This window comes from uncultured Oscillibacter sp. (assembly GCF_900546705.1).
Lineage (GTDB): Bacteria > Bacillota > Clostridia > Oscillospirales > Oscillospiraceae > Oscillibacter.
In genome coordinates this window covers 45,173-59,952 of sequence record NZ_URDP01000007.1, presented here as the reverse complement: position 1 = coordinate 59,952, position 14,780 = coordinate 45,173, and the positions used below count along the sequence as shown (strand labels likewise).

Below are 14,780 nucleotides of genomic sequence, written 5' to 3'. Positions count from 1 at the left end.
CGTCGTATCCATGAAGGCCCTGCTGGAGGCGGGCGTCCACTTCGGTCACCAGACCCGCCGCTGGAACCCCAAGATGGCTCCCTATATCTACACCGAGCGCAACGGCATCTATATCGTTGACCTGCAGAAGACTGTCCGCAAGCTGGAGGAAGCCTACAACTTCGTCCGTCAGCTCAGCGAGAACGGCCAGACTCTGCTGTTCGTTGGTACCAAGAAGCAGGCTCAGGAGGCCATCCGTGAGGAGGCTACCCGTTGCGGCCAGTACTATGTCAACGCCCGCTGGCTGGGCGGCATGATGACCAACTTCAAGACCATGCGCACCCGCGTGGACCGTCTGACCCAGCTGAAGAACATGCAGGCCGACGGCACCTTCGACATGCTGCCCAAGAAGGAAGTCATGAAGCACATGGGCGAGATCGCCAAGCTGGAGAAGTACCTGGGCGGCGTGAAGGAAATGAAGAAGCTCCCCGGCGCTCTGTTCATCGTGGACACCCGCAAGGAGCGCAACGCCATCGCTGAGGCTCACAAGCTGGGCATCCCCGTTGTTGCCATTGCCGATACCAACTGCGATCCCGACGAGATCGATTACGTCATTCCCGGCAACGATGACGCTATCCGCGCCATCAAGCTGATCTCTTCCATCATGGCCAACGCTGTGCTGGAGGGCAAGCAGGGCGAGCAGACCGCCGAGGCTGCCGCTGAGAAGGCCGAGGACGCCGAGTAATCTGCCGGACGGGCAAATCGCCCATCTGATCAACGATATTGGAGGAAAAGTAAAATGGCTTTTACCGCAGCTGATGTGAAGACCCTGCGCGAAATGACCGGCGTGGGCATGATGGATTGCAAGAAGGCGCTGACCGCTTCCGACGGCGATATGGATAAGGCCGTGGAGTGGCTGCGCGAAAAGGGCATGGCCGCCTCCGCCAAGAAGGCCGGCCGCATTGCCGCCGAGGGTATGGCCTATGCCGCCGTTATCGACGGTGTGGGCGTTGTGGTCGAGGTCAATGCCGAGACCGACTTCGTGGGCAAGAACGAGAAGTTTGTCAACTTCGTCAAGGGCGTGGCCGCTACCGTGGCCAAGGAGGCTCCCGCCGACATGGACGCTCTGATGGAGTGCAAGTACGATGGCTCCGACCTGACCGTTCTCCAGCAGCAGCAGGAGATGGTTCTGGTTATCGGCGAGAACATCAAGGTGCGTCGTTTCGCCCGTTTCGATGGCGGCGTGTCCGTGGCTTACGTGCATGCCGGCGGCAAGATCGGCGTGCTGGTGAACCTGGAGACCAATCTGTCTGCTGAGCAGGTGGAAGAGGTCGGCAAGGATGTCGCCATGCAGATCGCCGCTCTGAACCCCCGTTTCTGGGATAAGACTCAGGTCACCCAGGACGTGCTGGACGAGGAGAAGAAGATCATGATGGTCCAGATGGCCAACGATCCCAAGATGGCCAGCAAGCCCGAGCAGGTGCGTGAGAAGATCGTCATGGGCAAGATGAACAAGTTCTATGCGGAAAACTGCCTGCTGCAGCAGGAGTTCGTGAAGGACAACTCCATGACCGTGGAGAAGTATATCGCCTCTGCTGCCAAGGCTTTGGGCGGTACCATCACCTTCAAGAATGCCGTTCGCTTTGAAAAGGGCGAGGGCATCGAGAAGAAGCAGGAGAACTTTGCCGCTGAGATCGCCTCTATGGTGAAGGGCTGAGCTTGAGCTTGTCCACTCGAAAAACGCTCATTGTCCAATAAAAATCGACTCAGAGAGAGTCCCGAGGAATTGTTTCCCCGGGGCTCTTTTTTTATTGTTTTCACACATGGAGCCTCGATATTGCCTCTAATTTTCACTTCTAATAACTTTTTGGAGTGTTTTGTGGGGAAGCGTGAGGTTCGGCCGAGAAGACCGTTTTCGTGGGACAGGCGACGGTTTTCAGAAGGACGATCACAGAGCTTGATATCACTGTTCCTGAAAAAACGGTACAATAGTACCCAAAAATAGCAAGCGACGATAGAGAGGACCCGAGGTAAATTGTGTTACCTCGGGTCCTTTTGTCGTTTTCTCCGGCAGCATGCAGGCGACTCCTACAATCCCTGAAATCCCTGTGTTTGCAGGGGTTTCCGCAATGATAGAAGGCTCCTGGGTGGACCCATTGATGGAGAATTCCCTATATTAAATGCGAAGGCGACGGCATGGCGGGCGTTGTGTGGAGCTTCCAGACATGGTTTTGAAGCTGCCAAAGTTGGTAACAGACTGCTCTTTTTCAGAGTAACAGCGATACTTGATCTTATCCCGATAAAAACGACTTCAAAAGGAGTCCCGAGGAATTGTTTCCCCGGGGCTCTTTTTTTGTTGAGCTGTACTGGAGAGCATGCTATAATAAAAACAAACGTTCGATCAAGGAGGCGTTCCCATGGAGGACCTGCTGCAAACGCTCAACCCCGCCCAGCGCAAGGCGGTGACAACCACAGAGGGCTTCGTCCGGGTCATCGCCGGCGCCGGCTCCGGCAAGACCCGGGCCCTCAGCCGCCGGTTCGCCTATCTGGTAAACGATCTGGGGATCCTGCCGGGCAATATCCTTTGCGTCACGTTCACCAATAAATCCGCTGCGGAGATGCGCCAGCGAATCCGCCGCCTGACCGGCGACAGTGATACAGGCTACATCAATACCTTCCACGGCTTCTGCGTCTCCATTCTGCAGGAGGACAGCCACGCCGTGGGGTATCCGAAAAGCTTCCTGGTACTGGACAACAGCGATATTGACGCTATGCTGCAGCTGATCTACGAGGAGCGGGGCCTGAGCCTGCGGGACATGACATTTTCCGCCGCCCGGGACATGATCGAGGTGCGGAAGCTGATCAAAGAGCCGGAGTACTATCTGGACATGATTACTTTTTCGCTGGAGACGCTGCGGGAGAAATACGACCAGGCCACCGAAGCAGGAGATATCATTTTCTACGGATATCTCTATCAGGAGAAAAAGTGCTTCGGCCTGGACTACAACGATCTTATCAAGTTTTCCCTGTACATTTTTGAACAGGAAGCGTCCATCCGGCTCAAGTGGCAAAAGCGGCTGGAATATATCATGATCGATGAGTTCCAGGACATCGACGCGCTGCAATATCGGCTGATGGAGGTGCTGTGCGGCTACCACAAAAACCTCTTCATTGTGGGAGATCCGGACCAGACCATCTATACCTGGCGCGGTGCCGACGTTCGATACCTGCTGGACTTTGACCAGCGATTTCCCGGCACCCAAACCATCCTGATGATGGAAAATTACCGTTCTACACCGGAGATTCTCTCCGCCGCCAACGCATTGATTGCCAAGAACACGCAGCGTATTCCGAAGGATCTGCTGGCCACGCTGCCGGGCGGTGAGCCGGTGGAATGCTGTCTGGCGTCCACACAGGAAGCGGAGGCAGACTGGATGGCAGGGGAGATGAAGCACCTGCACGAAAGCGGCACCGCCTATGGGGACATGACCGTCCTCTACCGGGCGCACTATGTGTCCCGGGCTGTGGAGGAGGCCCTGCTGCGGCAGAAAATTCCCTATACTATATACAGCGGCGTCCAGTTTTTCGGCCGGGCAGAGGTAAAGGACGCCCTCAGCTACCTGCGTATGATCGTCTACCGGGACGATCTCTCTTTCCGGCGCATTGCCAATGTTCCCAAGCGGAATCTGGGCAAGCGCCGTATGGCGTTTCTGGAAGAATACGCGGCGCAGCACGGCTGCACCCTCTATCAGGCCCTGCGGGACAATCTGGATGATCCGCTTTTGAAGGGGACCGGCGCGGCCCGGTTCGCGGCGCTCATCGAGCGGTTTTCCTCCGGCTGTGAGGGCCGCCCGGTGTCTGAGATCCTGTCCGCCCTTTTAAACGACAGCGGCTACGAGAAAATGCTGCGCACCGAGGGCAGTCAGGAGCGGCTGGACAACCTGGCGGAGCTGAAGCAGTCTGTCTATGAATACGAGACCACCTGCGGGGAAGAAGTGACGCTGGAACACTACCTGAGCCATGTCGCGCTCTTTATCAATTCCGACGCCGCAGGAGCAGAGGACAAAGTGCGTTTGATGACTGTGCATGCCGCCAAGGGCCTGGAATTTCCCTATGTGTTCCTCTGCGGCATGAGTGAGGGGATTTTTCCCTCCAGAAAGATTCGAACCCGCCAGGGGATGGAGGAGGAGCGGCGTCTGGCGTTTGTTGCGCTAACCCGGGCGGAAAAGCGTCTGTATCTGTCTCAGGCCGATGGCCGCAACTTTGACGGTTCCTCCCGTTACCCCTCCCGCTTCATTCTGGATATAGGCCCGGAGCAGCTGTATTTCCCGCAGCCGCCCCAGGAGGGCCTCCTCCGGGAGGCCGCCGACCAGATTGCCCGCAGCTTCCGGGCCCTGCCGGAGCGGGACGATAATCGGATTCTCCCCATCGGACAGCGGGTGCGGCACGCTGCGTTCGGCCCGGGAACAGTAGTGGACGTGGACTTGGACAAAGGGGGCCATGTGGTGCAGTTTGATGAGATGGAGACGCCCCGGACGATTTCCTTCCGGGCGAAGCTGGAGCCGCTGACTCCTTGAGGCGTGTGCGCCGTTCGTGGATTTCCCAGGTGCGGAGCCCTTGCAACAGCTGACAGAAACTGCTATAATATGAAACATTCGTACTGAACCCGCAGACTGTGAAAGGGACCACCCAATATGGACTATGCTATCCAAATCGGACAAAGAATCAAGGCCTACCGCACTGCCCGGAGCCTGACGGTAAAGGAGCTGGCCGCCAAGGCGCAGATCACGCCCTCCATGCTCAGCCAGATCGAGCGGGGACAGGCCAATCCCTCCCTCAATACCATCCGCCAGCTTTCCGCTGCTTTAGATGAGCCCATGTTTCGTTTTTTCCTGGACGATGTAAATGTTCAAAACGAGGTGGTGCGGCTGCAGGAGCGCAAGCGCATCATTGAATTCGGCGTAGAATACGAGATGCTGACCCCCGACACCAACGGTTCGCTGGAGATGATGCAGCTGACCCTCTCTCCGGGAAAGCAGTCCTGCGCCCAACTCCGCAGCCACGCCGGAGAAGAGGTGGCGCTGGTACAGCAGGGGAGCATTGAGCTGATGATGGAAGAGGAAACCTGCCTGCTCCATGCCGGCGACAGTGTGCGGATTAAAAGCGGCATCAAGCACTGCTGGAGAAATCCCGGCCGTGAGAGCTGCGTTCTGATTTTCGCTGTCTCGCCTCCGGATTTTTAAAAAGAAAAGCTGCCGAAGCATCTGCTTCGGCAGCTTTTTTGTCCGATCAGGCGTTTTTCTTCGTGGAATTGCCGCGGATGTCCACCTCCACAAGATGGTCCACCGTCTCTCCTCGCACCCCCACAAAGTAGCTGGTCAGGTTTGCGGTGGAGCAGGAGTGGTTGGGAATGATAAGTACCTTGTCGCCCACCTTCAAATCGGTCTTGCCCTCCAGGTGGAACTTTCCGACTTCCTCAGAGAGGCTGTACACCGTCAGCTCCGGATGTCCCTTGACGACACCGAATCCCTTGATGGAGGTGTTGCCGTGAGCACCCTGATCCAGGCCCAGGCACTTGGCGCCGGCGTCACAGATATAGAGATCCTCACTGGGGTGGGAAATCACGGATGCCAGCACATACAGCGCGCACTCGTCCTCGGCGGCCGTATTGGTGGAAAGCTGGATAGCGTCGTTGAAGATGTAGTTGCCGGGGTGATAGATGCCGATGTTCTCGTCCTCCAGAGCCCCCCAGAAGGTGGGGGTGGAACCGCTGGAGATGATCTCCAGCGAATAGCCGGCACCCCGCAGGGCATCTGCCGCCACCGCGACACTCCTCCGCTCGTCTTCCACATACTGCGCCACGTCTGCCTCGCAGGCTGCGCCGTACACATGGCCGGGATGGGTGGAAATTCCCTTGAACACCAGGTTCTCAAACTGCTTCATCGCATCTGCAAACGCCAGTGCCTGCTCGGGCTTCACGCCGAAGCGATGCAGTCCGCTGTCGATGATGATGGTGTAGTTGACGTGCACGCCTGCCGCTCCGGCACCGGCGTCAATGGCGCGCGCTGCATCCAGACCATCGATGCGGATGATGAAATTGGCACACCGCTTGGCCAGATTCACTACCCGGCCGATGGACACGTCCGTGGCTACCGGATATGCATACATAATGTTCTGCACGCCGTCTGCGGCCATGGCCTCTGCCTCGTCCAGCGTGCCGCACAAAAATCCGGTGCAGCCGTACTGGGTCTGGAGACGGGCCAGCTCCGTGCTCTTGTGGGTCTTGATCATGGGCCAAATCTGCTTGCCGTGGGCCGCGGCGGCGTCACAGTACTTTTTCAGGTTGTGCTCCATGTAATCCAGATTCAGCAAAATTGCGGGGGTATAGAGTTCGTTGATGGTCATGATACTCATCCTTTCCATTTTTTATCCGCATGTTCTGAATGTTACAGGAAGATCATCTGCAGAATAAAGACGCAGACAAGCGAGGTCACTGCCTGCAAAACGCTGATAATGGGGAATACCTTGTAGGCCACCTCCGGCTTCATGCCGGATGTGGACGTAACAACCCAGAAGAAATCGTCGTTTCCATGGAAGACCATGAATCCGCCGGAAGCACAGGCCAGCATGGCAATAACCAGGCCAATGGGGCTGTTGAAGCCCAGTACGTCCACCAGGGGAAGCAGCATGGACGCCGCTGTAATCATGCCCACTGTGCCGGAGCCGATGGCCGTACGGAAAATGGCGCCGATGATGAATGGAACCAGAATTCCCAGCGAGACGCCGGAGAACGTCTGCGTGACGATGGTTTCTAGATCCGACGTCTTCAAAACCGTGGCAAATGCGCCGCCGGCACCGACGATCAGCACGATCTGTCCCGCCGTCTTCAGCGCATCGCCCACTTCGCCGTCAAAGGTCCACACCTTGTGGTCCTCCGGATGGACCCGTCTGTACGTAATAAAGGCGATGACCAGGCCGATGAGGAGCGCCACATCCGTGTTGCCCAGCGCGTACAGCGCCTGGTAGGCGAAGCCCGCTCCGAAAGGAGCAGACTCCAGCGTGGCCACCGTACGCAGCAGCATCAGCGCAATGGGGACCAGGATGGGCAAAAACGCCTCCACGGACCCGGGGTGCTTCTTCTGTTTGTCCTCTTCCGTCTCAATTGCCAGTTCCTCCGGCAAAAAGGCGTACTTTTTGCCGAGCGCCTTGCCGGCCAGAAGCGCAACCGCCACAACCGGAATGGACACCACCATGCCCAGGAGAATCACCATGCCCAGGTCCGCGCCCAAAATGCCCGCCACAGACAGAGGCCCCGGCGTAGGCGGCACCAGCATGTGGGTTGCGTGCAGTCCCATGGCCAATGCCACAGCCATGGTTGTCATGCTGGTCCCTGTGTCCCGGGACATCCGCTTTGCCAGAGGGGAGAGCAGCACGAAGGCCGAGTCGCAGAAAACGGGAATGGAGACAAAGTAGCCTGTAATAGCCAGTCCCAGGGCAGCGTGTTTCTTTCCCGTCAGGCGCAAGATGGCATCGGCCATCGTCTCCGCGCCGCCGCTTTTCTCCATCAACGCGCCCATGACCGTGCCGATTGCGATCACGACGCCGATGCCGGAAATGGTGGAGCCGAGGCCCTCCGCGTAGGAGGTCATGATGTCATTGATATTATGGCCGATCAGCAGCCCGAATGCAATTGCCGAGGCCGTCAGTGCAAAGAAGGGATGCAGTTTGACTTTAACCGTCAAAAATACGAGCAGTGCAATGGCAACTACGATACATACGATGATGTAGGCTGAACTCATATGCGTTTCCTCCTTTTGTGATTGAACTGGAAGGCATGCCAAAAGCAATGGGAGATTCTGTGTTGCAACACATAAAATGTTATTAAAATAATTTAACAACATTTCTTTATCTGGATTCTATTCGCATGAAAAGAAAATGTCAATGCGCAAAATAAAATACCATTAAATTACCAAAGTTTGTTTCTTCTTTCTGTGCAAAATGGTCATTCCCTGCGTTTTTCCACTGGCCGGACAGCAAAAGCCTGTACTCAACGGTTGTACGGTGTTTTTTCCTTGTATTTGGTGGGAAAGCCTGATATAATAACTCTATATATTGGGTTTTTGCATCCAGTAGGGAAATTTTCCGGTTTGAGGTGTCGTGGTTGGAAAATCCTGTTTTTAAATTGGAAAAAGTGGTTCGTACCCGCTCCCAGGAGGAAATGCAGGATTTTGAGGGCCCGCTGGACTTGATCCTCTATCTTTTGGGCAAAAATAAGATGGAAATCCAGGATATTTCCATCTCTCAGATTCTGGATCAGTATCTGGAGTGGCTGGAGGCCCGTCAGCGGATGGACCTGGAGGTCGCCAGTGAATTTGTGGCCATGGCCTCCCATCTGATGTACATCAAGACCCGGATGCTGCTCTCCATGGAGGATGAAGAGGCAAAAAGTGAGATGGACGCTCTGATCCAGTCCCTGGAGGAGCGGCGCCGGAATGAAAATTACAGCCGGATCAAGGGCATGGCGCAGCGGCTGGAGCCTCTGGGCGAGTTTGGGCGAAATATCCTCACCCGCAACCCGGAGCCGGTACAGCGTGGGAAAATCTACGAATACAGCCAGGAGCCGGCTGACCTGATCCTGGCCATGGCGGAAATCCGCAGCCGCGCAAAGCAGGCGCTCCCGCCGCCCCGCACCGCGTTTGACGAGATCGTCCGCCATGAGCCCTATCCCGTGGAGAATAAGGCCAAGGAGATCCTGCGTCGGCTGGGCCAGCATGGCATCACCCGCTTTTTGCTGCTGTTCCGGGGAAGCCGGAGCCGCAGCGAGATCGTTGCCACCTTTCTGGCCGTGCTGGAACTGTGCCGCGCCAGTGTCATCCGCCTGGCCGGATCGGAGACGGACTGCACGGTACGGCAGGCCGGGGAAGTCCCGGAGCATCTGAAACTGTAAGGAGCTATCGAAGTTGGAAGCCATGGAAATGAAAGAAATCGAGTCCGCCGTGGAGAGCATCCTCTTCGCCTCCGGAGAACCGGTGCAGACGGAGCGGATCTGCGTGGCCCTGGAGCTGGACCGCGCCACGGCGGAGCAGGTACTGCAGCGCCTGATGGATTATTATTCCTATGAGCGGCGTGGCATGCGTCTTTTGCGGATTGAAGACAGCTGGCAGCTGTGCTCGGCGCCGGAATACGCCGACGTTATCCGCCGCGCTTTCGAGATCCGCAAGCCAGCCAAGCTCAGTCAGCCCGCGCTGGAAGTGCTGACCATTATCGCATATTACCAGCCCACGACCCGAGCCTTTGTGGACCAGATCCGGGGCGTGGACAGCGCTTATACCATCGGTCTTTTGCAGGATCGAAAACTTATTGAGGAGTGCGGTCGGCTTCAGGTTCCGGGCAGGCCCCATCTCTATCGTACTACCCGTCAGTTTCTCCGGGCATTTCACCTGAGCAGCCTGGACGATCTTCCGGAGATGCCGGAGTTGAGCGGCGACGGTCAGATGCGCCTGGACGAAAGCGGACAGATCATAGGCGGCGCCGGGGAAGAAACGGCGCAGGAATCGTCAGAATCCTGAAATACACACGCGGCAGGGGAGGTGGATGCCTTGGCGTGTTTTTTTGTCATTTTGGGCATATTGGTCTTGGTGGCTGTGCTGCTCCTGCAGGTCCGTCTGGGTGTCCGCCTGACATGGGACGAACGCGCCTTCACAGCGGATGGTCGTGTGGGGCCGTTTCATTTTCGGCTGTATCCACCTAAAAAAGCCGCAAAGCCGGCTGCGCCTGCGGCCGTGGACGGGCAGGATTCCCCTGAAAAAAAGCGCCGTTCCGTTCAAAGGCCATCTGTGGGGGAAATTCGAGAGGCTGCAGCAGAACTTCTGCCCCCTGTGCGCAAAGCTCTGGCCCGTACCCGCCGGGGCATCCGCATTTCGCCGCTGGAGATCTCCCTGGTCGTCGGCGGTGCATCGGACCCGGCCGCAGCCGCTGAACTGTACGGTGTGCTCCATATGGCCGTCTGGACGCTGATGCCGCCGCTGGAACAGCTGATCTGTATCCGGGAGCCTCAGATCCACCTGGGTGTGGATTTTGACGCACCGAAGACGGTATTCCGGGGACGGCTGTCCCTTTCGCTGTCCCTGGGGGCACTGGTATGGATCGCCGGCGGAGTGGGCATACCAGTCATGAAATTTGTCGCAAAGAAGCAAAAGCAGCAGCCGGGCCCCGTGCAGACGGCCCCTGCGGCGTAATGGAAAGGACGGTACACTATGGATAACCCGATGGAAAAAAAGTCCCCGCTCAACGATATGATGCGCGCCACCATGGAGAAAATCCGGGAAATGGTGGATACCAACACCATCGTCGGCCAGCCTATCACCACACCTGACGGTGTGACGCTGATTCCCATCTCCAAGGTAAGTTTCGGTTTCGGCAGCGGCGGCGGCGACTACGGCAAAACCACGCCCAAGGAGAACTTCGGCGGCGGCAGCGCAGCCGGTGTCAAGATCGATCCGGTGGCCTTCCTGGTCATTAAGGACGGCGCTACCCGGGTTCTGCCTGTTGCGGTTCCGCCGGTGTCCACCGTGGACCGTGTGGTGGAGATGGTCCCGGACATCATGGATAAAGTGGAAAAATATTTCGACAAAAAGCAGGACCATTCTGACCTGTAACCGGGGTATACTACCATCACTTTCGATGTTCAATCCGAGGTGATGGATTTGCAAAAGCTGTTCCGGCGCTGGTTCCTCAGTATGATGGCAGTTGTACTGCTGTTCAGCATTTTTCCTTGTCAGTCATTGGCGGTTAGTACTTCTGCCACATCTGCAATTTTGATGGACGTGGACAGCGGCCGGGTTTTGTACGAGCAGAACGCCGACGCGAAGATGCTGATCGCCAGCACCACCAAAATCCTCACTGCCCTGGTCGCTATCCGGGAGGGCAATCTGACGGATACCGTCACTGTATCTGCGGAAGCTGCCGGGACAGAGGGCTCATCCATGTATCTGCGGGCCGGGGAGGAGCTGACGCTGGAGACGCTGCTTTACGGGCTGCTGCTGTGCTCCGGCAATGACGCCGCCGTGGCCATTGCCCAGCATGTAGGCGGCAGTGTGGAGGGATTCGTCCGGCAGATGAACGAGACGGCCGCCCAACTAGGGATGAGCAATTCCTCCTTTGCCAATCCCAATGGCCTGGATGACCCTGATCACTACTCCACCGCCCGGGACATGGCTCGTCTGGCCTGTGCCGCCGTAAATAATGAGACACTGGTGCGCATTGCCTCCACCAAATCCGTGACCATCGGCGGGCGCACCATGACCAACCACAATAAGCTCCTGCAATACATGGAAGGGTGCATCGGCCTGAAAACAGGCTATACCATGGCCGCCGGACGCACGCTGGTCAGCTGTGCTCAGCGGAACGGTCAGCGCCTCGTGGCTGTGACATTGCAGGACGGAAACGACTGGGCCGATCACCAGGCGCTGCTGGAATACGGCTTTTCCGACTATCCCGCCGTGTGCTGCGCCTCTTTGGGGAAAGTCGTAACCCGCGCCGCCGTCTCCGGCGGTTCGGAGTCCGTCATCCCGCTGGTGGCCGCCTCCGGCTTCACTTGGCCCCTGGCGTCGGATGAGACTCTCACCACCGACATTACCCTGACCGCTCCGCTGACCGCCCCTGTCCTGGCCGGAACCCCGGCGGGGGAAGCCGTGTTTTCCGTGGACGGGCAGGAGGTAGGCCGGGTAACCCTGCTGTGCGGCAAGGATGTGCTGCCGGTCTGGGAGCCAGCTATGGCCACACTGAAATCCGGTTTGCCGGAATAAGGAGCAACCAATGGAAGAACGACTGCAAAAGATCTTGTCCGCAGCGGGTGTGTGCTCCCGCCGTGCCTCAGAGCGTTATATTCTCGCCGGGCGTGTCAGTGTGAATGGCCGCCCGGCGGTTCTCGGACAGCAGGCAGATCCGGAAAAGGACGATATCCGGGTGGACGGCGTGTCCATCCGCCCGGCGCCCCGCCTGGTCTATCTGATGCTGAACAAGCCCCGTGGCTACGTGACCACGCTCTCCGATGAGCAGGGCCGTCCCACGGTGGCACAGTTGGTGTCGGATGCCGGCGTCCGGGTCTATCCCGTAGGGCGTCTGGATCTGGACTCCGAAGGGCTGCTGCTGCTGACCAACGACGGCGCCCTGACCCATCGTCTGCTGCATCCCAGCCACGAAATCTCAAAAACCTACCATGTGTGGGTGTATGGCCCGGTGGAGGGTGCCGCGGAAAAGCTTGCCGCCATCCGGGATCTGCGGGGTGAGCCCATTCAGGCGGCAGACGTCCGGGTACTGCATCAGGGGAAAGAGACTGCTGAATACGCCATCACCATTCACGAGGGCAAAAACCGGCAGATCCGTCGCATGTGTGCCCGGTGTGATCTGAAAGTCAAGCGTCTGCGCCGGGTCCGGGAGCACACGCTGGAACTGGGTGACTTGCCCCTTGGAAAATGGCGCTATCTGACCGAGGAGGAAGTCCGGTCCCTGCGGGAGCCGTGATGTTCCGGCCATGCAGGCGGCTCTTTTGCGGGATGATGCCGCAAATTGCAGGATTTTTCAGGAAGCTTGCAAAACGGGTTTGAATCCCGCGAAATTTGTGGTACAATAGCTGCCGGGCGGCGCAGTCTGTGCACAGCGCGCGCATCAGGCTTGACGGAGGGAGATTCCCGTGGCAAAGAGTATTCTACATACCATTGAAAGCAACATGTCCGGCTTTTCCAAGGGCCAGAAGCGGATTGCCGGCTACATTTTGGAAAATTACGACAAGGCGGCGTTTATGACCGCCAGCAAGCTGGGGCATTTGGTGGGCGTCAGTGAGTCCACGGTAGTGCGGTTCGCCTCCGAGCTGGGCTACGACGGATACCCCAGCATGCAGCGGGCACTGCAGGAGATGATCCGCAGCCGCCTGACCTCTACCCAGCGCATCCAGGCCGCAGGGGACATGCTCTCCGGCCACGATGTTCTCTCCGCTGTAGTCCAGTCGGACATGGACAAGCTGCGGATGATGGTGGGGGAGGCCGACCGGGGCGAGTTTGACCGGGTGGTGGACAAGATCATGTCCGCCCGGCATACTTACATTCTGGGAGTGCGTTCGTCCTCCTTCGTGGCAGGGTATCTGAATTTCTATCTGCATCTGCTGTTTGAAAACGTGACGCTGGTGCAGTCCAATGCCGCCGGCGAGATCTTCGAGCAGCTCTTCCGCATCGGACCGGAGGATGTGATGATCGCCATCAGTTTCCCACGGTATTCCAAAGTCACCATGAACACCGTCAAATTTGCCCAGGACCGCGGTGCCGGCATCATTGCCATCACCGACAACGAGCTCTCCCCAGTATATCAGATGGCGGACGCCGCCTTGCTGGCTCCCTGCGAGATGCTCTCGTTTGTGGACTCCATGGTGGCACCGCTGTCCTTGATCAATGCGCTGCTGATCGCAGTGGGCGCACGGATGGGAACCGACGCTTCCCGTACCTTCGCGGAATTGGAGGATATCTGGAACGCCTACGGCGTGTTTGGAAAAATGGACGATGAGTAAAAAAAAGGTGCTGGTAATCGGCGGAGGTGCCGCCGGTATGATGGCCGCCATCTGGGCGGCGGAGGGCGGCGCGGCCGTAACGCTGCTGGAGCCGAATGAACGGCTGGGCAAGAAGCTCAATATCACAGGGAAAGGCCGCTGCAATGTCACCAACAACGCGGATATGCAGACGCTGATGGCCAATATACCGCGTAATGGAAAATTCCTTTACAGTGCCTTTTCTCACTTTGATGGGCGGGATGCTATGGCGTTTTTTGAGGGACTCGGGGTCCCGCTGAAGACAGAGCGGGGCAACCGGGTCTTTCCCGTCAGTGACCGCTCTTTTGACATCAGCGCCGCGTTGGAGAGGCGGCTGAAAGCTCTGGGCGTTCGCCTGGTACAGGACCGGGCCACAGCACTGCACACAGCGGAAGATACTGTGACCGGCGCGGCGGGGGAGCGTGGCGACTATCCGGCACAGGCCGTGATTCTGGCCACCGGCGGCGTATCCTATCCCGCCACCGGGTCCACCGGCGAGGGGCATCGGATGGCTGCCGCAGCAGGGCATACCATTACGCCCTTGCAGGGCTCCCTGGTGCCGCTGCGGGAGCAGGGGAACACCTGTGCCGCCATGCAGGGCCTCAGCCTGCGCAACGTCACGCTGACCGCCTTTGAAAATGATAAGAAAGTCTTCCGGGAGCTGGGAGAGCTGGTGTTCACTCACTTCGGCGTCAGCGGTCCGCTGGTTCTGTCCGCTTCGGCCCACATGCGCCATTTTGACAAGAAGCACTATCGCCTGGAAATCGATCTCAAGCCGGCACTGGACGAGGCACAGCTGGACCGCCGGCTGCTGTCTGACTTTGAAAAATACTGCAACCACGATTTCTGCAACGCCCTGAACGATCTGCTGCCTCAGAAGATGATTCCCCAGATGGTATCCGCTTCAGGCATTGATCCGCACTGTAAGGTAAACACCATCACCCGGGAACAGCGCCGGGAGCTGCTCCATCTGTTCAAGCACTGGCCCATTGCTGTTGCGGGACTGTGCCCGGTGACGGACGCCATTGTCACATCAGGCGGTGTGAAAGTATCTGAAGTGAACCCAACCACAATGGAATCAAAGATTGTAAAGGGGCTGTACTTTGCAGGAGAAATCCTGGATGCAGATGCCTATACCGGCGGTTTCAACCTGCAGATTGCCTGGGCAACCGGGCGTGCGGCGGGAATTGCCGCAGCGCGAAGCGAAAATTGAATTGGACAG

The 14,780-nt window shown here is 57.8% G+C and carries 14 protein-coding genes; 12 read left to right on the top strand and 2 right to left on the bottom strand.

All coding sequences use genetic code 11. The features are described from left to right. From rpsB to QZS13_RS03000, 4 genes are all read left to right on the top strand, one after another. The coding region (rpsB, locus tag QZS13_RS03015) for a 30S ribosomal protein S2 (protein WP_295585311.1) at positions 1 to 724 on the top strand (724 nt) is incomplete at its 5' end. 54 nt (positions 725 to 778) lie between these two features. Further along, complete coding sequence (gene tsf / locus QZS13_RS03010; RefSeq protein ID WP_295585308.1) at positions 779 to 1,696, top strand: translation elongation factor Ts; 918 nt, start codon at positions 779 to 781, stop codon at positions 1,694 to 1,696. A gap of 700 nt (positions 1,697 to 2,396) precedes the next feature. Continuing rightward, the gene (locus tag QZS13_RS03005; RefSeq protein ID WP_295585306.1) at positions 2,397 to 4,556 is read left to right on the top strand and encodes an ATP-dependent helicase; all 2,160 of its coding nucleotides are present in this window, start codon (positions 2,397 to 2,399) and stop codon (positions 4,554 to 4,556) included. A 117-nt stretch (positions 4,557 to 4,673) separates the two neighbouring features. Further along, a complete protein-coding gene (locus QZS13_RS03000; protein WP_295585304.1) occupies positions 4,674 to 5,222 on the top strand; it encodes a cupin domain-containing protein in 549 nt (182 codons plus the stop codon). Between the two features lie 46 nt (positions 5,223 to 5,268). Here QZS13_RS03000 and QZS13_RS02995 read toward each other — a convergent pair whose 3' ends face one another. Together QZS13_RS02995 and QZS13_RS02990 are read right to left on the bottom strand one after the other, a co-directional pair. After that, entirely contained in the window at positions 5,269 to 6,384 is a 1,116-nt protein-coding gene (locus tag QZS13_RS02995; protein WP_295585302.1) for an alanine racemase, read from the bottom strand. A 41-nt stretch (positions 6,385 to 6,425) separates the two neighbouring features. Next, complete coding sequence (locus tag QZS13_RS02990) at positions 6,426 to 7,778, bottom strand: GntP family permease (RefSeq protein ID WP_295585300.1); 1,353 nt, start codon at positions 7,776 to 7,778, stop codon at positions 6,426 to 6,428. Between the two features lie 419 nt (positions 7,779 to 8,197). Between QZS13_RS02990 and QZS13_RS02985 the strand changes: the two genes are divergently transcribed. The 8 genes from QZS13_RS02985 to QZS13_RS02950 all read left to right on the top strand — a co-directional run bounded on the left by QZS13_RS02985 (position 8,198) and on the right by QZS13_RS02950 (position 14,771). Next, entirely contained in the window at positions 8,198 to 8,926 is a 729-nt protein-coding gene (locus QZS13_RS02985) for a ScpA family protein (protein WP_295585298.1), read from the top strand. A gap of 22 nt (positions 8,927 to 8,948) precedes the next feature. After that, a complete protein-coding gene (gene scpB / locus QZS13_RS02980; protein ID WP_295585315.1) occupies positions 8,949 to 9,548 on the top strand; it encodes an SMC-Scp complex subunit ScpB in 600 nt (199 codons plus the stop codon). 267 nt (positions 9,549 to 9,815) lie between these two features. Beyond that, positions 9,816 to 10,217, top strand: a complete 402-nt coding sequence (locus QZS13_RS02975; protein ID WP_295585296.1) for a DUF2953 domain-containing protein — start codon at positions 9,816 to 9,818, stop codon at positions 10,215 to 10,217. A gap of 18 nt (positions 10,218 to 10,235) precedes the next feature. Beyond that, a complete protein-coding gene (ytfJ, locus tag QZS13_RS02970) occupies positions 10,236 to 10,637 on the top strand; it encodes a GerW family sporulation protein (protein ID WP_295585294.1) in 402 nt (133 codons plus the stop codon). A 48-nt stretch (positions 10,638 to 10,685) separates the two neighbouring features. Then, positions 10,686 to 11,786, top strand: coding sequence for a D-alanyl-D-alanine carboxypeptidase family protein (locus tag QZS13_RS02965; protein ID WP_295585292.1), 1,101 nt, complete (start codon positions 10,686 to 10,688; stop codon positions 11,784 to 11,786). A gap of 10 nt (positions 11,787 to 11,796) precedes the next feature. Further along, the gene (locus QZS13_RS02960; RefSeq protein WP_295585290.1) at positions 11,797 to 12,504 is read left to right on the top strand and encodes a pseudouridine synthase; all 708 of its coding nucleotides are present in this window, start codon (positions 11,797 to 11,799) and stop codon (positions 12,502 to 12,504) included. A 169-nt stretch (positions 12,505 to 12,673) separates the two neighbouring features. Then, complete coding sequence (locus tag QZS13_RS02955; RefSeq protein ID WP_295585288.1) at positions 12,674 to 13,540, top strand: MurR/RpiR family transcriptional regulator; 867 nt, start codon at positions 12,674 to 12,676, stop codon at positions 13,538 to 13,540. Beyond that, positions 13,533 to 14,771, top strand: a complete 1,239-nt coding sequence (locus QZS13_RS02950) for an NAD(P)/FAD-dependent oxidoreductase (RefSeq protein WP_295585286.1) — start codon at positions 13,533 to 13,535, stop codon at positions 14,769 to 14,771. Before QZS13_RS02955 ends, QZS13_RS02950 begins: the two co-directional genes overlap by 8 nt. The last annotated feature ends 9 nt before the right edge of the window (positions 14,772 to 14,780 follow it).

Coding starts and splice junctions, on each gene's coding strand:
- tsf (WP_295585308.1), top strand. CDS start 779: ATGGCTTTTACCGCAGCTGATGTGAAGACCCTGCGCGAAATGACCGGC.
- QZS13_RS03005 (WP_295585306.1), top strand. CDS start 2,397: ATGGAGGACCTGCTGCAAACGCTCAACCCCGCCCAGCGCAAGGCGGTG.
- QZS13_RS03000 (WP_295585304.1), top strand. CDS start 4,674: ATGGACTATGCTATCCAAATCGGACAAAGAATCAAGGCCTACCGCACT.
- QZS13_RS02995 (WP_295585302.1), bottom strand. CDS start 6,384: ATGACCATCAACGAACTCTATACCCCCGCAATTTTGCTGAATCTGGAT.
- QZS13_RS02990 (WP_295585300.1), bottom strand. CDS start 7,778: ATGAGTTCAGCCTACATCATCGTATGTATCGTAGTTGCCATTGCACTG.
- QZS13_RS02985 (WP_295585298.1), top strand. CDS start 8,198: ATGCAGGATTTTGAGGGCCCGCTGGACTTGATCCTCTATCTTTTGGGC.
- scpB (WP_295585315.1), top strand. CDS start 8,949: ATGGAAATGAAAGAAATCGAGTCCGCCGTGGAGAGCATCCTCTTCGCC.
- ytfJ (WP_295585294.1), top strand. CDS start 10,236: ATGGATAACCCGATGGAAAAAAAGTCCCCGCTCAACGATATGATGCGC.
- QZS13_RS02960 (WP_295585290.1), top strand. CDS start 11,797: ATGGAAGAACGACTGCAAAAGATCTTGTCCGCAGCGGGTGTGTGCTCC.
- QZS13_RS02950 (WP_295585286.1), top strand. CDS start 13,533: ATGAGTAAAAAAAAGGTGCTGGTAATCGGCGGAGGTGCCGCCGGTATG.